Raw genomic sequence first — 20834 nt, forward strand, 5'->3', positions numbered from 1 at the left:
GCGGAGTCGAAGGATGATCTTTGTTTCTGTCACATTTCGACTTCACTCAATGCGACTATCACCTGTCAGTCTGAGCGAAGTCGAAGACTGACCTGTTGAATATTTATTTTAGATTATTTAGTATTTCTTTCAGCTTTGTGATATTGTCCTTCCAATCTTTTTGTTTTGTTCTTTCTTTTTCTACAATTTCCGGAGAAGCATTAGCAACAAATTTTTCATTAGAAAGTTTTTTTTCAATCCCGGCAAGTGAGCTTTCTAATCTGACTATCTCTTTTTGTATTCTTTGTTTTTCAACATCAAGATCAATCAATCCTTCAAGCGGAATATAAATTTCTACATTTCTTAAAACTGCCGAAGCACTTGCTTTTGGTTTCTGGATATTTGCATCCACGGTCAGTTCTTCAACTTTTGCAAGTTTTTTAATATAATCGATTTGATAATCTTTAACAGAGAAAGATTTTATCATTGCATTTATCTTTTTAGATGGAGCAATGTTCATTTCACCGCGAATGTTTCTTATTGCAGTAATAATATCTTTTACAAAATCCATCTCTTCATCAGCAGAGTCTTTGATTAATCTCTCTTCAAAGGTCGGATATTCCGAAGTAGAAATACTTTCGCCGACTTTCCTTTCATCAATCAGCTGCCAGAGTTCTTCTGTTATAAAAGGCATAAACGGATGAAGCATCTTTAATGCATCTTCAAAGATTGAAATTGCGCGGGTTAGTGTTGCAGATTTTATTTCTTTGTTATCAGAATAAAGTCTGTTCTTTATCATTTCAACATACCAGTCGCAGAAGTCATTCCATATAAAACTATAAATAATTTTTACTGCATTGTTAACTTCAAACTCATCCATTGCTTTGCCAAGCTGCTGCAGAGTTTTATTTAATCGAGAAATAATCCATTCATCTGCAAAATCTTTGTGCTTATCTGAAAGAGAAGAATTTAATTTTATTGTTTCTTTGTTCATCAGCAAAAATCTTCCCGCATTCCAAATCTTATTTGCAAAGTTTCTTCCAAGCTCACATTTATCTGTGCTGAATAAAACATCCTGCCCAAGCGGGGCAAGATAAATTACAGTGAATCGTAAAGCATCGGCTCCATAATCTTTAATCACATCGAGCGGATCGGGTGAGTTGCCAAGTGATTTACTCATCTTTCTTCCCTGTATATCGCGAATGATGCTTGTAAAGTAAACATCGCTAAATGGAATGTCTTTCATAAAATGCATTCCAGCCATTATCATTCGTGCAACCCAAAAGAAAATTATATCCGGTCCGGTAACAAGTGTGTTTGTAGGGTAATAATATTTTCTTTCATCATCAGTTTTAAATATTGCATGCGCCCACAGCCAGCTTGATGCCCAGGTATCAAGAACGTCTTCATCCTGTTTTAAATTTTTTGAACCGCAGTGCGGACATTGTTCCGGTGGATCGATTGAAACAATCGGTTTTTTACATTCAAGCTGGCAGTGATCATCTCCGATACAATACCAAACCGGAATTCTGTGTCCCCACCAGAGCTGGCGGGAGATACACCAATCTTTAATATTTTCCATCCAGTGGAAGTAAGTTTTTTCCCAATGTTTTGGATAAAACTTAACCTTGCCTTGCTGAACAACTTCAACTGCTGGTTTTGCAAGCTCATCCATTTTCATAAACCATTGTTCGCTCAAATAAGGTTCGATTGGAACATTACCGCGTTCAGAATATCCAACTTTATTTTGGTAATCTTCAGTCTTATGCAGTAAGCCAAGCTCTTCCATTCGTGCAACAACTTTTTTTCTTACTTCATAGCGATCCAGATTTTGAAATTCTTCCGGAACATTATTGTTTGTTGTTGCATTATCATTAAAGATGTTTATCATTTCCAGCTTGTGCCGCTGTCCCATTTCATAATCGTTTACATCGTGCGCAGGAGTAACTTTAACTACACCTGTTCCAAATTCCAGATCAACATATTCATCGGCAAATATTGGAATTTCTCTTTCGGCAATAGGCAGTAATACTTTTTTGCCGATTAGTTTTTTATATCGTTTATCATTCGGATTAACTGCAATTCCTGTATCGCCAAGCATTGTTTCGGGTCGGGTTGTTGCAACAATAACAAACTCATCAGAATCTATAGCCGGATATTTGAAATACCACAATTTGCCATTAACTGTTTTATAAATTACCTCTTCATCTGAGATTGCAGATTTATTTGCAGGATCCCAGTTTACCATTCTGTAGCCGCGGTAGATTTTTCCTTCTTTGTATAGATCAACAAATGCTTTTATAACTTCGTGATAATATTCATCATCCATCGTAAACCGCTCGCGCCGCCAATCGCAGCTGACACCGAGTTTTTTTAACTGCTGAATAATTATTCCGCCGTATTCTTTTTTCCACTCCTGGCAGTGTTCTAAAAAAGCTTCTCTTCCGATTTGATATTTATCAATCTGTTTATCAGCTAAAAATTTTGTTACTTTTGTTTCAGTTGCTATTGATGCGTGATCTGTTCCGGGAACCCAGCAAGCATTGTAACCTTGCATTCTTTTTGTGCGGATAAATATATCCTGAAGAGTGTTATTAAGAATGTGTCCCATTGTTAACATACCGGTTATGTTTGGCGGCGGGATTGCAATTGTGTAAGGCTTTTTTGTTTCGTCTATATCAGAATTAAAAATATTGTTATCATTCCAATACTTGAACCATTTATCCTCAACATCGGCGGGGTTATATGTTTTTGGAATTTCAGTAAAACTTTTTGCGGACATTTATTACTCTTTGTTAAAAATTTGAGTGCAAATATAAATAAAATAAGGATGGAATGATTTGTGACTATTTTCATTTATCTGGTCTTTTGAGAAATATAACCATTGGGAAGTTACACTTCATTAGGAAACACGAAGTCTTTAAATTTTAATTCATTTATAAAATTAGTTGGAGGAATCAGACCACTATCCAAAGAAATCAAAACAAATATCGCATTGAACGGTAACGATATTACGAATCATCTGAGCAGCAATATGGATATCAGTTTCTTTTTCTTCAAATGTTCTAATTTGTTGACCATTAAAATTTATAGTCTTTTTTAAAACCTTATCCAAGAAGAGTTGAAATTTTGGATTTTACTTTTTAGTCCAAAATAAAAATTGAATCAATCAGTATAATAGAAGATTCACTGTTTTTTATTAGCTATCAGATAACTTTGTTCTATTAAATATAGAAGCCCCTCTACAATTGAGGGGTTAAACACAGTACTTTCTCATTCTGTGGGGGTAAATGTAATGCAAATATATAATGGACATCCTACTGCAACTAGAATCTTTATAGATTTAGCAAGATATACTGTTAAATGTTAAGAATAATAAATTGATTTACCTGATCTCATACAGATAATTCGGAATTTTAATTTTAATTCCGCTAAAGGGTCCCTCCAAATCGCTCCACTGATCACCAACATTTCCTATAATTTCATATCCTTGTTGTGTCAATGCAGTTCTTGTGTTGGATTTATATTCAACAGCAGATAATTTCTCTTCTCCCGCTCTTCTTACAATTAGTGTATCAAACTTTGAATAACCTTCATAGACAAGATTTTGGAAAGTGTAATCATACTCATTGCTGAATCTGCCGGTAAGGAAAATAATTTTAATATTCCGGCTCAACAAATAGCTGTACAAATCTCTTACCTGATGAATAGCCGGCACTTTTGCATTCGATACCAATTTATCAACAATATCCTTAACATATCCAAAGCCCATTTTCTTGCTTGATTCATAATTAAGCAATGCTGTATCATCAACATCAAAAATGACAGCAGAATTTTGTTTTACCTCAACTTTACTGAATTTCATTTTTGCATCAGCAATGATTTCGTCAAGCTCTTTATCAAACAGACCATCTTCATAATAATGCTCAACTTGTTTTTTTGCAGCAGAAAGGTTTTGAAGTTCCGTTGGGCAGCACGAATAAAAAACAACGCAGGATACTGTAATAAAAATGAAAATTATTGATCTATTCATAAAAACTTCTGCTATAAATCTTTATCACTAAATGTATCACCCTGCCTGATATCACCGCTGATATATCCTTTATAAAACCACTTTTTTCTTTGTGCAGAAGTTCCATGAGTAAAAGATTCCGGAACAACGTAACCCTGCATTTGTTTTTGAATATTATCATCACCCACTGCGCTTGCTGCGTTTAATGCTTCATCCAAATCACCCTCTTCAAGTAATCCTTCCAACTTATCAGTATAATGAGCCCATACTCCTGCATAAAAATCTGCCTGAAGTTCCAGCCTTACCGAATATTGATTATACTCTTCTTCACTTAATCTTGAGCGAAGGCTCTGAACCTTATCCATTGTTCCGAGAAGATTTTGTATATGATGCCCAACCTCGTGAGCAACTACATAAGCCATAGCGAAATCGCCGGGAGCTTTAAATCTCTTCTGAAGTTCATTGTAAAAACTTAAATCAATATACAGCTTTTGATCGCCCGGACAGTAAAATGGTCCTGTAGATGATCCGGCAACTCCGCAGGCAGATTGCACGCTGCCATTAAATAAAACCAATTTTGGTTCAACATATTCTCTTCCCAAATCAGTAAAGATAGTATGCCAGACATTCTCAGTTTCAGCTAACACAACAGAAACAAAACTTGCAAGCTCTTTTTCCTCTGCTGTTTCCGAATAGTTAGTTGTAGATGACTGATCAGTAGTTTGAAGATTCTGCAGTAATGAAGAAGGATCTCCGCCCAAAAGCATCACAATAAGAATAATTGCAATTCCGCCAATACCTCCGCCGATAACTCCTTTTGACGAAAGACCGCGTCTATCTTCAACATTTGAACTTCCTTTTCTTCCCTGCCATCTCATAAAACCACCTTTGTATTTATTAAATAGAAATTCTTTTTAAAGTTTAATTTGCCATTAAAACTACATTGTAATTTAATAATTTCTGAATGATAATTGAGCGATTACGGATTAAAAATTATTTTGGATTTTTAAAAAAGAAAATCAATGGTCTTTCCAATCTTGCTGCCCATTCTTTTTCATTATGCTCTGCCCCTGGTGCATAATAATAATCAATATCCTGTCCAATTATATATCCTCTTTTAGAAAGTGCAACAGACATTCTTTGTCCTCGTATTGCTCCGTCTTCACCGTGATCAATATAAAACTTAACGTGTTTTTTTTGTCCTTGATAATCTTCAACCTGTTTTATGCTTCTATCATTATTATAATAGAATGAACTTGACATACATCCAGCCATTGAAAAAACATCAGGATGATGCCATGCGGCATAAAATGAAATCAATCCGCCCATTGATGAACCCATAATTGCAGTGTTATCTTTATCAGGCAGCGTTTTGTAAACAGAATCAATAAAGGGTTTCAGCTCGGTTACAATAAACTTTAGATAATTTTGTCCTTTTTCGCTCCAGCTATATTCATCAAGTCTTTCGGCTGTGTTATAAATTCCTACTACTATAATTTCTTTTATCTTTTTCTGTTTGATAAGTCTAGTAACTGTTTCATCAATCCGCCAATCTTTTCCTGTATATGCAGTTTTAGGATCCAGAATATTTTGTCCATCTTGCATATAAAGAACCGGATACCGTTTCCCAGATTTTTTCGATGAGCCATATCCTTTTGGCATCCAAACTACTATATCTCGTTTGTTATCAAGCAAAACCGAATAAAATTCCTTATGATACTCAACTTTGCCAATAACCTCGTCAATTTCCTGCCCGGGCTTTCTGCGTATTTTTTGCAATGCTTTTTTCCTTCAAATTGATTAACATAGATTTAATAAGAACCTAATTTTACTTTAGGGAAATATATAACTAAGATTTTTAAGTTATATCTCGTTTCATTGAAGTGTGTTTTGCACAAAACACGACATTCAATATACTCTCCTATTTATATTAAACACTTAAATGGTACGTTCCCAACGGGATTAATATAACTAAACGCAATGGTTAAGTTTAATTAATATTTTAATAATTATTTTGGGAGATTTTAATATGTACAAAGGCTTTATCATTTTTTTTACAAAGATTAGTATAGTCTTTATTTTAATAACCATGTTTAGTTGTGAGTCTTCAAACCTGCCTACCGAATTAAATAATCAAGGAACTTTAATGAAGTCATTTAATCAAGAGATCATTCAAGATGCCGCAACAACATATTCTTGGGAAACAGAATACTATAATAATGGTAATGGCAAAATTGAAGGATGGAATATAAGATCAAGTGATAGGTTTATCGCTGGATATTATTATTACGGATCTGGAACAACAGCCACAGATGAACCTCTAATGATTGTAATACATCCAAATGACTTTTATGGAGTTTTCAATAAAGTTGGGCATTTTAGTGATTTTCGTAATTATTCCTCAATCGGAGGTTGGCAGATTAGTTCATTTGATAAATACAGTTCATTTGTCGGAAATGGCAATAGGCTATATTTGTTTGCTGTTAATCATTCAAGCTATTGGGCTGCATTAATATATAATCACCCAAGTGCTGGTTGGATGATGCCGTGGTCAAATTCAGGCAACGACTGGATTGGTGGTTGGAGTAATAAACCCTGAAGATATTTTTGTTAGTGGAAAATTTAATCCCTTCGATCCAGCTAATCAACAAATATGGCTCTTAATTATAATACTCATTGGGCATCATTATTATCTTTTTCAGGTTCATGGGGATCACCTTGGAGTAATTCTGGAACTGGTGGACTAAATGGCTGGAATGTCGCAAGTGGAGATAAATATTTTACCTTTGATTTTGATGGTGATGGTTTCGATGAACTATTATGCATAAAAACACCTTGGGTTGCAATACTTAAATTCAATGGTACAAATTGGACTTGGTTATGGTCAAATAATGGCAATAATAATATATTAGGGTGGATAATGAATAATAGCGACAGGTATTCTTGTGGCAACATTATTAGGAACAATGTGAAACACGAGTTTATTATATCTAATGCATCAAGTGGTCACGCTGCAATATTTTGCTTAAATCAATCGGTCATTCAAAATTTGTGGGGAAATGCGGTAATCATTATATAGGTCCACATTACATTGATGTATTTGATCAGTATTTTGTCATTCAAGGTCTTGGTTCGAATTTTTCAAGTCTAATGGCAATCAATTTGTTTAATGCCCGAACATTGAAATTAAATGTTACTGTTGCCCAAAACGATGATAGGACTTTAGAGTAAGTTACTATTAAGAACATAGGATATAACCTATGCCTTTTTTACTTTTTGAATATGGAAATATCTTATTATTTCGTCAAAGATTTTATTGGTTGGTCTAAAACAGATCCTTTCGTTCAACAATTAATATTAAAAAACAATATAAAATCAATATTAGAGATTGGTGCAGGTGCAAATCCGACAATAAATCCAGACTTCATTCGACAAAACAATTTAGATTATACAATTAGTGATGTTGATGATTTAGAACTTTCAAAAGCTGATGGAATTTACTCTAAACTTGTAATGGATTTAAGCAAAAAGAATATTGTGTTAACTAAAAAATTTGATTTGATATTTAGCAGAATGGTTGGAGAACATATTTCTGATGCACAAACTTTTCATAAAAACATTTATAACCTATTAAATGTTGGCGGATTATCTTTTCATTGTTTTTCAACTCTTTATACTTTACCCTTTATGATTAACAGAATTTTACCTGAAAGGTTAAGTGATTTTATTTTAAATATTGTTGCTCCACGTGATGATAACAAACATGGAAAATTTAAAGCTTATTATGATTGGTGCCGTGGACCTTCAAATAAAATGATAAATAGATTTGAGAAAATTGGATACGAAATTATTGAATATGCTGGATACTTTGGTCACAATTATTACAATAAAATTCCCATACTATATAAAATTGAAGAAGTAAAATCAAAAATGCTTCTAAAATTTCCTGTCCCATTATTAACATCTTATGCTCATTTCATTTTAAAGAAACCGTAAAAATCTCTTCACGGAATTGTTTACTTGCAAGTAATTTCCCGCTTCCTAATTGGCTTATTATGTTTATTTTTTGGATTTTTGAGATACCAATTTTTAATAATCTTTTCTAAAAAACGGAGATTGATTTTATGGCAGTTATCAGATCTTTTAAAGCACTTAGACCAACGAAAGAAAAATCACAATTAGTTGCAAGCGTACCTTATGATGTTGTTAATCGGGAAGAAGCCGCGCATTTTGCCGAAGGAAATCCGCTTAGCTATTTACACATTACCAGATCAGAAATTGATCTGCCCGAAGTTAAAGATGTTTACTCAAAGGAAGTATATCTGAAAGCAAAAGAAAATCTTGCAAATATCACAAAAACTGCCCCTTTAAAAATTGATGAAAAACCACACTTCTATCTTTACAGATTAATTATGAATGGAAGAGCACAGACAGGAATTTGTGCAACTTTTTCTGTGGATGATTATGATAATGATGTTATTCTTAAGCACGAAAAAACCCGCAAAGCAAAAGAAGATGACAGAACAAATCATATTATTATAACCGAAGCACAAACCGGAGTTGTATTTCTAACTTATCGCGGAGTTAAAACTGTAAATGAGATTGTTGACAAAACTTTAAATGATGTAACTCCGGAATATGATTTTACTGCACCCGATGGAATTAAACACACTGTTTGGATTCTGCCTGATGAATACAACAATGTTATCGTTGATGAGTTTAAAAAGATAGCCAAACTTTACATTGCTGATGGACATCATCGTGCAAAAAGTGCAAGCCGTGCAAAAGAAGAAAAGATGAAATCAAATTCAAATCATACCGGCAGCGAAGAATATAATTATTTTATTGCTGTTATTTTTCCGGAAGAACAGTTAAAGATTTTACCCTACAATCGTGTTGTGTTTGATCTTAACGGATTAAGTAAAGCTGATTTTATGGATTCGGCTGCACAGAAATTCACAATTACAAAAACTGAAAACAAAGAACCAAAATCAAAAAACACTTTTTGTATGTATATTGATAAAGAATGGTTTGAGCTAAAACCAAGAGATTCTGTTTTTGCAAGCTTATCATTAGAAAAATCTGTCGGAGAAAAACTTGATGTAAGTATTCTTCAGAACTTTTTATTAAATCCTATACTTGGAATTGATGATCCAAGAACTAATAACAGAATTGATTTTATCGGCGGAATACGCGGAACAAAAGAATTGGAAAAACTTGTTGATTCTGGTAAAGCAGCAGTTGCATTTTCACTTTATCCTGTTGGATTAGACGACTTGATGAATATCTCGGATGCCGGAGAAGTGATGCCGCCAAAATCAACATGGTTTGAACCTAAATTGAGAGATGGACTTTTAACACATTTAATTTAAAACTTAGTGTCTTTGTGACTTAGTGGCGAGTTTTCTTTGCCATTAAGACTCGATGACACAAAGATTCACAAAGAAATAAAACAAAAGGAAAACATTATGGAAAAAAGAATCTATAACTTCAGTGCTGGTCCGGCAATCTTACCGGAAGAAGTTTTACTAGAAGCACAAAAAGAATTGTTTGCATTACCGGGAGTCGGAATGTCTATCCTGGAAATTTCTCACCGTTCAAAAACATTTGAAGCTATTCTGGCTGATGCGAAGGCTGGCATAAAAAATTTATTAAGTGTTCCGGATAATTATGAGATATTATTTTTACAAGGCGGTGCAAGCCTTCAGTTTTCAATGGTTCCGTTAAATTTAATGCCTCCTAAAAACAAAGCTGATTATATTTCTACCGGAAGCTGGTCCAAAAAGGCAATTAAAGAAGCAAAGAGAGTAGGAACTGTAAACATAGCAGCAACTACCGAAGAAGGTGAAGGAGATAAGAAATTCTTTAAACGCATTCCGAAACAAAGCGAACTCAAACTTGATCCGGATGCTGCTTATGTTCACTTTACATCCAACAATACAATCTTTGGAACACAATGGCAGAGCGAGCCGGAAGTCGGTAATGTTCCTCTTGTTTGCGATGCATCATCTGATATTCTTCACAAACCAATTGATGTGAGTAAATATGGATTGATATATGCCGGGGCACAAAAAAATATTGGTCCCTCGGGAGTTGTTCTTGTAATTATCAGAAAAGATTTGCTTGAAAGAAGTCAAGACTCGCTGCATACAATGCTTAATTATAAAATCCACGCAGAAAATGATTCTATGTATAATACTCCAAATACATTTGGAATCTATATTATTAAAATCGTTGCTAAATACCTTGCAGGCTTAGGCGGATTGAGCAAGATGTATGAGATAAATAAAGCAAAAGCAAAAACTCTTTATGATGCAATTGATAACAGCGGCGGATTTTATAAAGGACATTCGGAAAAAGAATCCCGCTCTTTGATGAATGTTACCTTTAATCTTGCAACTGCAGATCTTGAGAAAAAATTAATTGATGAAGCAACCAAAGCAGGATTTAACGGTCTGAAAGGTCATCGTTCAGTCGGCGGATTAAGAGCATCAATCTACAATGCCTTCCCGGCAAAAGGTGTAGATGATCTTGTTAGCTTTATGAGTGATTTCCAAAAAAGAAATAGCTAAAAAAGAAAGAACATTTAACCACAAAGTTCACGAAGAAAGCCCATACAAAGGATACCATAACATAATGACTGAGGATGGATTATCAAAAATAATAATTGGCTTAGCTATTAAAGTTCATAATAATCTTGGTCTATGAAGATGTAAAGCCTGATGTTGGATATAGATTTGATTTAATTGTAGAAAACAAATTGATTATTGAGTGTAAATCGGTTGAGACTTTAAATGATGTTCATCTTTCACAGGTATTAACATATTTAAAATTGAGTAAATACAAACTTGGCGCACTCATTAATTTTAATGTAAAGCTACTTAAAGATGGATTAAAAAGAATAATCCTCTAACTTCGTGTACTTAGAGACAAATCTTTGTGTTCTTTGTGGTTAGATTTTAACATTCGATTGCAAAGGAGTAAAATGAAAAAAGTATTAATAATTATTTTTGGTTTGTTTGCAATTGTTTCGTGCGGCAAGAAAGATGTAAAGTTTGAAGCCTTTAGTCCAGAAGCTTTTGCTTACGATCTGGGCGATAGCTGGGAAGTTAATTCGCAGGTTATGGTCAAAGGATTTCTTCAGTTTGAAAAAGACGGTATATACACCGCATCTATTAAATACTCAGTTGACTTAATAAAACCTAATGGCGAAAAAGTGCAGTCGATTTTTGCAGATGAAAAACAAGAGACAAAAGATGAGGCAATAATGGATGTTTCACTTGAAGCACAGTTTGAGCTTGATTCATCTTATCAGGAAGGCAGCTATAAAATAATTTATAAAATTCTCGACTTAAACTCCGAGAACCAAACAAATATTGAAGTTCAGCTGGAATTAATTAAATAACTCAGAACATAACTACTGCAGTAAAGTATCCCTGCTCATCACTTTCAATTTTTATATTAAAACTATGAAGATCAATTATATGCTTAACAACAGAAAGCCCGAGTCCAACTCCGCCAAGATTTCTGTTTCTTGATATCTCTGCTCTGTAAAACCTATCAAAAAGTTTTGGAATAATTTCTTTTGAAACCGGCTCACTCTTATTTGTTATGGAAAAATAAACCGCATCATTCTTATTTTTATCACACTTAATTAAAACGCTGCTGTTTTCAAGACTATACTTAATTGCGTTATCAATCAGATTAATCAATACTTGTCTTATCAGATCAGCATCAGCATTTATAACAATGTTGTTCTTGTGAGGAAACTCTAAAATTATATTAAGATGTTTCTCTTCAGCAATGCTTCCGAATCCTTCAATCAAATCAGTGATTAATTCAATCAAATTAATTTTGGTTTTGTTTAATTGAATAATTGAATTATCAAGCTTGGTAATAAAGAAAAGTCTTTCCACAATATTTATTAATCTTAAAGTTTCCTCATAACTGCTTTTAATGATTTCATGATATTGCTCCTTAGACTTTGATGATTTTAATGCGAGTTCCAACTCACCTCTTAAAATAGTTAGTGGGGTTTTCAGTTCGTGGGATGCACTGATAGCAAATTGATTCATATATTCAAAAGAGCCTTTAATCCGTGTTAACATTCGATTGAGAGTTTTTACAAGCCTTCCATATTCATCTGCATAATTTTCGCCATCAAGCAAAGTATCAAGATTAAATGTATCAATTTCATCAGTCCGTTTTATTATTTTGTCAATACGTGCTAATGCTTTAAATGAAAGAAAAGCCCCGCCGGCAAAAGAAAGAAAAAGAAAAACAGGTGCAATTATTATATAAAGACTTTCCAGGTTATCTAAAGTTTTTGAAATTGTTTCGAGCGGAAAAGCGGCAATGATCATATAATTATTCTTATCCAGATATGCAGCTCTAATCGGATATACAGACAAAGTTGTATCGTTGTAGTTAATCAGACTTAATGTATCGCTAAGCGGCTGGGCTTTAAAATAATTATTACCAAGATTGGCAGTTCTGAAGATTACTTTATCTTTGATTGACACTTGAACATAGGTGTTATTAGGGTTAAACGCCAGTGCTTCAAAAATAATATCATAAACTAATTCATCAGGAGATGAGTAAATAGAATCGGATTCAAACTCAGAAAGATTAACTTCACTTTCTCTGACAAAGCTGTAGATAGACTCAGCTTGTTTAGTCAAAGAGGTATCAAGCTCTTCCCTCATAGTTTGATTAACAAAAATATAAATTATCGTTCCCAATACTATTTCGAGCAATAGAAAAATAATGGAATACCAAAGAGTGGTTTTAAATCGTGTGCTTTTAAAATACTTTTCTAAATTTATTTGCATTGCAGCTCTTAATCATCTTTTATTAGATAACCTACACCTCTTACAGTCTGGATAATTTGTTTTTGAAATCCCTTATCAATTTTGTTTCGTAATTTGTTTATGAAAACATCTATAACATTTGTTTCGGGGTCAAAGTGAAATTCATAAATATGTTCTGATAGTCTGGTTCTCGAAATAACCCGGTTTTTGTTTCTCACTAAATACTCCAGAATTGAAAACTCTTTAAGAGTCAGCGGAATTTCCACGTTATTTCTAAGTGCTTTATGTGAATGTATATCTAAAATCAAATCACTGACTTTAAGAATATTGTTTTTATCCTGTGAGTTTCTTCTGAGAAGCGCTCTGATCCTTGCTAATAATTCTTCGAATGAAAATGGTTTGGCAAGATAATCATCTGCACCGGTATCAAGTCCGTTTACTTTGTCTTGAACAGTGTCTCTTGCAGTTAAAATCAGCACTGGAGTCAAAACTTTTCCATTCCGGATTTCTTTAAGAATTGTAAGCCCATCTTTGTATGGCAGCATCAGGTCAAGGATCATTAGGTCATATTCTTCATATAAGGCAAGCCTTAATCCCTCTTTCCCGTCAAATGCAACATCAACAGAATAATATTCTTCCTCTAATCCCTTTTTTATAAAGGATGCAACTTTCTTTTCATCTTCAACAACAAGTATTTTCATACTTAAAGTTATAAAAAAAAAGAGAGATAATACTCTCCTTTTTTTCATCAATCAATAAGCCTGCTATTTCTTATCGGCTGTCTTAGTATTCTTCTCAGTGTCTGTCTTTTTATTGTTATGCATAACTTTATGTGTTATTTCTTTTTTTTCATTTTCATTTTTGTTAATTGAGTTATGCTTTAATGTCTTATCTATCTCTTTCGCTTTCTCGGTAGTCTCAGGTTTATTTTGATGTATTTTATTGTGGTCTTGAACTGTTTTCATTTCAATTTTCTGCTCAGTTTTCTTTACATCTTTTTGATTTGTTTTGTTTGTCTGTTTATTCTGAGCCATTAAAGCAGTGTTTGCCGAAAATGCAATTAAAAGAACTGCTACTGCAAGTGAAAAGATACGTGCTTTCATTTTTTTATCTCCTGTTTTGTTTAAGATTATTAAATAAATTGTCTAAAGCTTACAGATGAAACTTAGTATTCAATTATTAAAGCAATATTAATTCCAGATTAAAAAAAATTAATGTTTAATTATTGCTTATTGTTTTTGCTCAGCATTAAAGGGATAAGACAAGATTATTTTGGTTATCAGTTGCATCCAAATTAATGATCAGAGAAAAATCCTTTCTTGCTTCTTCAAATTCACCCAGATCTACTTTTATTGTTGCACGGTTAAATAATGCTTGTCTGGAAGAAGGATCAATCCTAAGAGCTTTGTTGAAAAAGTTTAAAGCTTCCATAAGTTTTCCCTCATCTGCCTGTTTAACTCCTGCATAGTTATAGTATTTAACCAGCCTTTTTTGCAGAACAGGATCGCTATGTGCAAAATCTTTAAACTCGGGTAATGATTTCATCTTAAACTCCTTTCCTGATTTTCTGATTTAAAGCTACACAGGATTGATTAAGATATAATTAATCTAAGATTAATATCTTTTAATATTAATTATGCAAGTTCTAAGAATTGAAATGAGGTTAGAGATATTTTATAAAAATTGATTTATCAGATCTAAAACAAAACACAAGGAAATTTTAGTCAGCTGAGAATTTTAAATCGTTGGTTTCTCGAAGTATTGCGGCGGTATTAATTTTCTGCCTGAATATCCGGCATCTATACTATGATAATAAATTATATCTTCTTCATCACTTCGCCAGCATAAAAATACTTCTTCTCCATCAATCACTGCTGGAAAATCAATAAGCCCTATCTGAAATCTGGTATCTTTAAAATAGCAGCCGATCTCTTCAAGCTCGGCTAAAAACCCGTTAACATCCGAAGCTAATTTATTTATCCTTGTATCATCTTGTAAACCGGATTCAATTTCATCAGCAATTAAACGCATTTCTCTTGTTGCCTGCAATATATCCCTGACGATATTCTTAACTAACGGTAATGTTTTTCTCGCCTCGGCAGGAGTAAAATATTTTGTTTCAGTTGTCATCTGAATCCTGTGAAAAAGTTTTTGGCAAAGATACTATTTTCAAGCAAAAATAAAAGCACCCTGAATAATTATTCCTTTTATATGAGAAGGTATTCACTATCACAATAAAAATACTCAGTTTGATGATAAATTTGCTAAAGATGTTTCAGATTTTTAACAAATATTAATTCAAAAGATAATATGTCAAAATTCAATCAATCAATTATAAAAAGCTTCATCACTTACGATGAATATAAGAAACTATTTAAGAAACAGATTTCTATTGATGATGTTAATTCGCTTTCCGAAACTGATAAGGAGTTTTTTGAATATAGAAAGTTGAATTTTCAAAGATCATCAAGAGTGGAAAAAACATTTACTCCTTCTGATGAAACTAAAAAATGTTTTTTGTCTTTGACTAATAATCAAAGATGGTTTGTAATTACAGAAAGCTGGTGCGGAGATTCTGCTCAAAGTCTGCCAGTAATTGCAAGTCTGGCGCAGCTTTCCGATAAAATAGAATTCAATATCGTATTAAGGGATTCAAATCCTGAATTTATGAATCTATACCTGACAAATGGAGGAAAAAGTATTCCTAAATTAGTTGTGTTTGATAATGAATGGCGTGAGCTATTTAATTGGGGTCCGAGACCTGAGAAAACACAAGCGTTGTTCAATAAATTAAAAGAACAAGGAATAAGCAAAACAGATATCATTGCTAACATTCAGTTGTCGTATGCCAAAGACCGTGGGAAAGAAGTTGAACGGGAGATTACTAATCTTATACAAATGGTCAGCTAACATTTGGCAAATAACAATATTTTAATAACAGTGTTTTATATTAAAAAAACTCCCGCCAAAAACTTAATACTCAACTGAAATATTGCTAATTTTGATCAGTAAAAAATAACTACTGTAATTTTCGTGTTTATAGTAATTATTAGTCGTTTATTGTTTAGTAATATTATTTGAAAAGTTAACTAATTTCTACACTAACTCAGGATTTGTTATGAAAAAAGTTATTCAACTGTTTTTTGTTATTTCTCTATTTACTCAAATCAATTTATTCAGCCAAAGCCCTGTGATACAACAGATAGTCAATTCAGTAAATCAGGATTCAATTATACATTTTGTTAAAGAGCTGACAGGTGTTGTTCCGACAATGATAAACGATTCTTCACAAACAATTCTTTCCAGACATAAAAATCAGCCAGGCAATGCGCTGGCAGAGAATTATATAAGACAAAAACTGCAGTATTACGGATTGACAACAACTATTCAGTCATTCAGCACCACTGGAAAAAATGTAATAGGTACTAAAACAGGAACAGAGTTTCCTAATAAAAAATTTATTATCTGTGCGCATTATGACGATATGCCAAGTGGACTAATTGCACCCGGAGCTGATGATAACGGAAGCGGTACTGCAGCGGTTATTGAAGCAGCAAGAATTTTATCACAGTATTCTTTCCCTTATACAGTAATTTTCGCTTTATGGGATGAAGAGGAACAGGGGCTGATTGGAAGTGAACATTATGCTAATCTTGCCCAGACAAATAATGATTCTATTATTGGTGTTATCAATATGGATATGATTGCTTTTGATAGTAATAATGATGGAAATGCCGATGTTCACACAAGTTCTGTTGCTAATACAAATGAGTTAAAAGACAATATGCTTGAAGTTAATTTAGCTTATGGAATTAATCTTGATCTTGATGTTGTACCTACAGAACCCTACAGCGATCATCAGTCCTTTTTAGATCACGGTTATGGTGCTATTCTCTTAATAGAAGATGATAATGATTTTCATACTCAGTATCATACAGTAAATGATAATCTCTCTTACTATAACCAGCCATATTATATTAAAATGGCTAAGCTGGCAATAGGTACGTTTGCTACATTAGCACTAAATCTTGATGTTAAAATTATGCATACACCAATTGCTTCTAGAACGGTTTCAGAACCAATTACAACAACTGCATTTGTATCATCAGGCTTACAGATAGGTACAGGCAATCTTGCACCGAGGTTATATTACAGAACCAAACAATCAGGCGGAATTTATGGCAGCTTTACATCAGTAAGCGGTACACCGGCTGAAAGCGGTAATTATACGTTTACTATTCCGGCTCTTCCGCTTGGCACTGCGTGTCAATATTATATTGCAGTACAAGATGCAAACTCAACCATTGTTAAAACTTTACCTGTTGGAGGCAGCGGTTATAATCCTCCGGGCAGTACACCACCGCCAACTTTTTATCAATTCTTTGTAGCACCATTAAATGTTGCATTGTATGATGAGGCAAATAATATAACTAACTGGACATCAACCGGAGGCTGGAACACAACAACTGCAAAATATGTTTCTCCGCCAACGTCTTTTACAGATTCACCCGGTTCAAATTATCCTGCAAATGCAAATGCAAGTCTCAGATATAATAATCAAATTCAATTAACCAATGCACTTGGTGCAGTTTTAGAGTTTGATACACAATGGGATATTGAAGATGACTGGGATTATGGTCAGGTTCAAATATCTACAAATAATGGTACTAACTGGATTGCTTTGACGGGGCAATATACAAATCCGGGAACTGGTAGTTTTCAACCCCCCGGAGGGCCGGTTTACGATGGAGCACAATTATCGTGGGTTCATGAAACAATAGATATTTCAAACTATTCTGAGCAGCAGATTACAATAAGATTTTATTTCAGGTCTGATTATGCTATTCAGAAGGATGGGTGGTACGTTGACAATATAAAGATCTCAGTGTACAATGGTATTATACCAGTCGAATTAGTTTCTTTTTCAAGCTCGATAATTAATAACACAATTTGTTTGAATTGGATAACCGCAACAGAATTAAACAACTCTGGTTTTGATGTTGAGAAATCCACAGATAATGTTAATTGGAATAATATAGGATTTGTTAAAGGAAACGGAACCTCAACAGAAGTACATAATTATAATTTTGCCGATGAAACTCCTTTTGTAGGAACATCTTATTACAGATTAAAACAAGTAGATTTTGACGGAACTTCAGAATACTCAAATACAATTGAAGTTGTTTACGGTGTTGTTTCTGATTTTGCACTTGAACAGAACTATCCTAATCCTTTTAATCCTATAACTAACATTAGTTACAGTATTAAAGATGCAGGTTTAGTTAACATCAAGATTTATGATATTATTGGAAATGAAGTTGCGACATTAGTTAACGAAGAAAAAACTCCAGGAAATTATGAAGTTACATTTGATGCTTCGGCTCTATCAAGTGGAGTTTATTTATATACAATAAAAGCAGGTAGTTTTGTTCAGTCACGCAAGATGTTGCTGATGAAATAAATACGAAAAAAGAAAGACGCAAGAAGTTAGACGTTAAAAGGCACGAGAAATCGTGCCTTTATTATTTACTGCAGTAAATTTTTATCTCTTTGTTGAAACATAATATCTCCTTACTTACGTTTGGGTAGAATTATTCGGGATTTAATTTAAATCGAGGCTTGTATGGGAAACTTTGACACGATATTTAGCTCACTCTCTGAAAACTCACGCTCTGTTGGAGGAATAAGTTTTATGCTTTTATCCTATACTCTAATCTTACATTTCATTTACAATTTAAATCACTTAATAAATTATCTTAAAGTTTTGAAGGGGAATTAGAATGAAAAAACACAAGCTAATATTTTTATTAATTCTTGTTTCAATTTTTTTACTAATTACAAACTGCAACTCTACTGAACCACCCGATGATGAACTTAAACCCGGAAGACGTGATTATGCTTGGACTGTGGATACTTTATTGCCACCGGAATCTCATAGAACTGTGCCGTTTTTTATTTCAAACTTATGGGGCAGTTCACCTAATGATATGTGGGCAATTTGTCAAGGAGCTTCTCCGCTCATTTTATTGTGGCATTATGATGGAGCAAAGTGGTCGCTTTATCCACAACAGCTTGGCAGAGATCTTTTGGGTATTTATGGTTTTGCACAAAATGATATTTGGATTGGCGATGCTGAGAATTCAATCTGGCATTTCAATGGAAGTATCTGGTCTAAGGCTAAAAGTTTATCTTCTACCGGCTTTGATAGAGTTGGGGTAGAATGTATCTATGGTATTTCTCCAAACAATATTTATGCAGTTGGAGGTGCAGATCAATTTAATGGGGGCACTGAGTATAAAGGTGTTTTATTGCATTATGATGGAAGTGATTGGAAATTTATTGACATTCCAAATATCAGAGCTGCATTTTATAATGTAGTTAGGAATATTTTTACAAATGAGTTGGTTATCTATGGATTTAATAGCGATGTGGGGTTTCTTGATAAGCTATTTGTTTATGACGGTAAGAATTTTAAAGAAATATATTCCGAGTACAATGAACCTGGACTAAACGAAATGAATGGGGAAGTTTATGTTACTTTAGACGGGAAGATATATAAATTTAACAATGGACAATTAGATTTCTGGAAAGATTTTCCTGGAACATCTTTCTTAAATTTTAAAAGCGGAAGAAATGAGAAGGATTTTTTTGGAACAAGTATAGAAGGATTGTTACACTTCAATGGTTCTGATCTGCAAGCTATTTATAAAACCTATCCGAAAAATATCGAGTTATATCGAGTATTTATTTTAGAAAATGATATTTTTATTTCTGCTTTTGAACCCGATACTCAATTAAAGTTTATAATAAGAGGAAAATTAAAAAACTAATTATAGGAGATAAGGGAGAATTTATATACTATAACAAAAAAGGAACGGTGCGGCAACACCGTTCCCGAATGTAAATAAATATAGGCTGCTCACCTATTGGGAATAATTTATTCCTATTTTATTTACATCGAAAACTTAACTAATTGCCAGTTAAAAAAAATGAAAGATTAACAATGAAAAAACTGCATTTTTTATTTCTTGCATTAATTTTACTTATATCTTATTCAATTAATGCTCAACACATTCACTTTACAAGCCCAACAAATGGGCAAGTAAAGACAGGCTCTGGAACTGGTTCTACAGAATCTACAATACCAGTTAATTTAACCTATTATTTTCAAACCTCGGGCAATCCTAACTTAATTGGTTATTACATTAAGTTATTTCCACATCCTTATGGAAATCAGCAATCAAACCAGGGAGACGGTATTGCACAATGGTGGTACATTCCTGCCGGAACCTACACCTGGCGCATTGAATTATGGGAAACATATGTCAACCAAGGCTCTTCAAAGAAAGCTGAACAGACAATTACTTTTTATGTCAAAAACAATCTATTGTCAGTAAATAATTTTGGTGCTGGTGCAATTAATGTAGATGGACAACAACAAACCCACGGTTATACAACTCCAAAACTGACTGGTGAAATTTTGCAAGTTGAAGCCATTGATCAAATTTTTAATAATACAAATTATCTTTGGAATCAAAGTGGGATTAACAATAGTGTTTGGCAAAGAAAAGGGAAAAGTGATCCTGGGTTTTCAAATATTTACAATGCAACAACGAGAAGTTATAATTATACTGTTGCCTCAAATGACAATGGAGCACAAATTCAAGCCGCAATGCGTAAAATCGTAAAACCAAATTTTCAAAACAGTTTTGTAAGTTTAGGTAATGGCGGCGTAATAACGGTTAACAACATCCAATATAATTCTCCTACCTCTACGTTTGATGTTGTAGAGTTAAATCCAATTACTGCACAGGCAATTGGCGGACTAATTTTAAACGCAATTTATTATTCATTTGATCATTGGAGTGACGGCAGTACTTCGGCATATAAAACATTTAATCCGGGCAGCACTACAACTTATACTGAATATTATTAAGGCAAACCTTCTCGTTATGATCTTAATTTAGGTTATAACTTAAGCCTGCATACAAGTACAGTTGTTGGTGAGCCAATTACTTTATACTGGAATGAAC

Annotated in this window: 20 protein-coding genes; 11 read left to right on the forward strand and 9 right to left on the reverse strand. The window is 33.4% G+C overall.

Annotation, left to right across the window (positions count from 1 at the left end; all coding sequences use genetic code 11):
• Positions 1-103: 103 nt before the first annotated feature.
• From ROY99_03915 to ROY99_03930, 4 genes are all read right to left on the reverse strand, one after another.
• Entirely contained in the window at positions 104-2761 is a 2658-nt protein-coding gene (locus ROY99_03915; protein MDT3695514.1) for a valine--tRNA ligase, read from the reverse strand.
• A 603-nt stretch (positions 2762-3364) separates the two neighbouring features.
• The gene (locus tag ROY99_03920; GenBank protein MDT3695515.1) at positions 3365-4012 is read right to left on the reverse strand and encodes an HAD family acid phosphatase; all 648 of its coding nucleotides are present in this window, start codon (positions 4010-4012) and stop codon (positions 3365-3367) included.
• Positions 4013-4023: 11 nt separating this feature from the next.
• Positions 4024-4869, reverse strand: coding sequence for a neutral zinc metallopeptidase (locus tag ROY99_03925; GenBank protein ID MDT3695516.1), 846 nt, complete (start codon positions 4867-4869; stop codon positions 4024-4026).
• 115 nt (positions 4870-4984) lie between these two features.
• On the reverse strand, positions 4985-5770 hold the full coding sequence (locus tag ROY99_03930; protein ID MDT3695517.1) for an alpha/beta hydrolase-fold protein: 786 nt from the start codon (positions 5768-5770) through the stop codon (positions 4985-4987).
• A gap of 367 nt (positions 5771-6137) precedes the next feature.
• Between ROY99_03930 and ROY99_03935 the strand changes: the two genes are divergently transcribed.
• From ROY99_03935 to ROY99_03965, 7 genes are all read left to right on the forward strand, one after another.
• Positions 6138-6590 carry a hypothetical protein gene (locus tag ROY99_03935; GenBank protein ID MDT3695518.1) on the forward strand — a complete coding sequence of 151 codons (453 nt, stop codon included), beginning with the start codon at positions 6138-6140 and terminating at the stop codon, positions 6588-6590.
• A 54-nt stretch (positions 6591-6644) separates the two neighbouring features.
• The gene (locus ROY99_03940) at positions 6645-7070 is read left to right on the forward strand and encodes a hypothetical protein (GenBank protein ID MDT3695519.1); all 426 of its coding nucleotides are present in this window, start codon (positions 6645-6647) and stop codon (positions 7068-7070) included.
• A 203-nt stretch (positions 7071-7273) separates the two neighbouring features.
• Positions 7274-7987, forward strand: coding sequence for a hypothetical protein (locus ROY99_03945; protein ID MDT3695520.1), 714 nt, complete (start codon positions 7274-7276; stop codon positions 7985-7987).
• A 128-nt stretch (positions 7988-8115) separates the two neighbouring features.
• Positions 8116-9363: a DUF1015 family protein gene (locus ROY99_03950; protein ID MDT3695521.1), complete on the forward strand. Its 1248-nt coding sequence runs from the start codon at positions 8116-8118 to the stop codon at positions 9361-9363.
• A 96-nt stretch (positions 9364-9459) separates the two neighbouring features.
• Complete coding sequence (gene serC / locus ROY99_03955; protein MDT3695522.1) at positions 9460-10563, forward strand: 3-phosphoserine/phosphohydroxythreonine transaminase; 1104 nt, start codon at positions 9460-9462, stop codon at positions 10561-10563.
• Positions 10564-10688: 125 nt separating this feature from the next.
• Complete coding sequence (locus ROY99_03960) at positions 10689-10904, forward strand: GxxExxY protein (protein ID MDT3695523.1); 216 nt, start codon at positions 10689-10691, stop codon at positions 10902-10904.
• Between the two features lie 72 nt (positions 10905-10976).
• Complete coding sequence (locus ROY99_03965) at positions 10977-11396, forward strand: hypothetical protein (GenBank protein ID MDT3695524.1); 420 nt, start codon at positions 10977-10979, stop codon at positions 11394-11396.
• A gap of 1 nt (position 11397) precedes the next feature.
• Here the strand turns inward: ROY99_03965 and ROY99_03970 are convergent, their stop codons facing one another.
• From ROY99_03970 to ROY99_03990, 5 genes are all read right to left on the reverse strand, one after another.
• Positions 11398-12822: an ATP-binding protein gene (locus ROY99_03970; GenBank protein MDT3695525.1), complete on the reverse strand. Its 1425-nt coding sequence runs from the start codon at positions 12820-12822 to the stop codon at positions 11398-11400.
• 8 nt (positions 12823-12830) lie between these two features.
• Positions 12831-13550 carry a response regulator transcription factor gene (locus ROY99_03975; protein ID MDT3695526.1) on the reverse strand — a complete coding sequence of 240 codons (720 nt, stop codon included), beginning with the start codon at positions 13548-13550 and terminating at the stop codon, positions 12831-12833.
• A 15-nt stretch (positions 13551-13565) separates the two neighbouring features.
• A complete protein-coding gene (locus ROY99_03980; protein MDT3695527.1) occupies positions 13566-13904 on the reverse strand; it encodes a hypothetical protein in 339 nt (112 codons plus the stop codon).
• A 145-nt stretch (positions 13905-14049) separates the two neighbouring features.
• On the reverse strand, positions 14050-14346 hold the full coding sequence (locus ROY99_03985) for a hypothetical protein (protein ID MDT3695528.1): 297 nt from the start codon (positions 14344-14346) through the stop codon (positions 14050-14052).
• A 192-nt stretch (positions 14347-14538) separates the two neighbouring features.
• Positions 14539-14931: a DUF2203 domain-containing protein gene (locus ROY99_03990; GenBank protein MDT3695529.1), complete on the reverse strand. Its 393-nt coding sequence runs from the start codon at positions 14929-14931 to the stop codon at positions 14539-14541.
• A gap of 180 nt (positions 14932-15111) precedes the next feature.
• On the opposite strand from ROY99_03990, the gene ROY99_03995 reads away from it, so the two are divergent.
• The 4 genes from ROY99_03995 to ROY99_04010 all read left to right on the forward strand — a co-directional run bounded on the left by ROY99_03995 (position 15112) and on the right by ROY99_04010 (position 20737).
• Complete coding sequence (locus ROY99_03995; protein ID MDT3695530.1) at positions 15112-15711, forward strand: thioredoxin family protein; 600 nt, start codon at positions 15112-15114, stop codon at positions 15709-15711.
• A 208-nt stretch (positions 15712-15919) separates the two neighbouring features.
• Positions 15920-18262 (forward strand): M28 family peptidase, encoded by a 2343-nt coding sequence (locus ROY99_04000; protein ID MDT3695531.1) that lies wholly within the window; start codon positions 15920-15922, stop codon positions 18260-18262.
• Between the two features lie 319 nt (positions 18263-18581).
• Positions 18582-19631 carry a hypothetical protein gene (locus ROY99_04005; protein ID MDT3695532.1) on the forward strand — a complete coding sequence of 350 codons (1050 nt, stop codon included), beginning with the start codon at positions 18582-18584 and terminating at the stop codon, positions 19629-19631.
• Between the two features lie 173 nt (positions 19632-19804).
• Positions 19805-20737 carry a hypothetical protein gene (locus ROY99_04010; GenBank protein ID MDT3695533.1) on the forward strand — a complete coding sequence of 311 codons (933 nt, stop codon included), beginning with the start codon at positions 19805-19807 and terminating at the stop codon, positions 20735-20737.
• Positions 20738-20834 lie beyond the last annotated feature (97 nt).

The organism is Ignavibacterium sp. (assembly GCA_032027145.1).
Taxonomy (GTDB): domain Bacteria; phylum Bacteroidota; class Ignavibacteria; order Ignavibacteriales; family Ignavibacteriaceae; genus IGN3.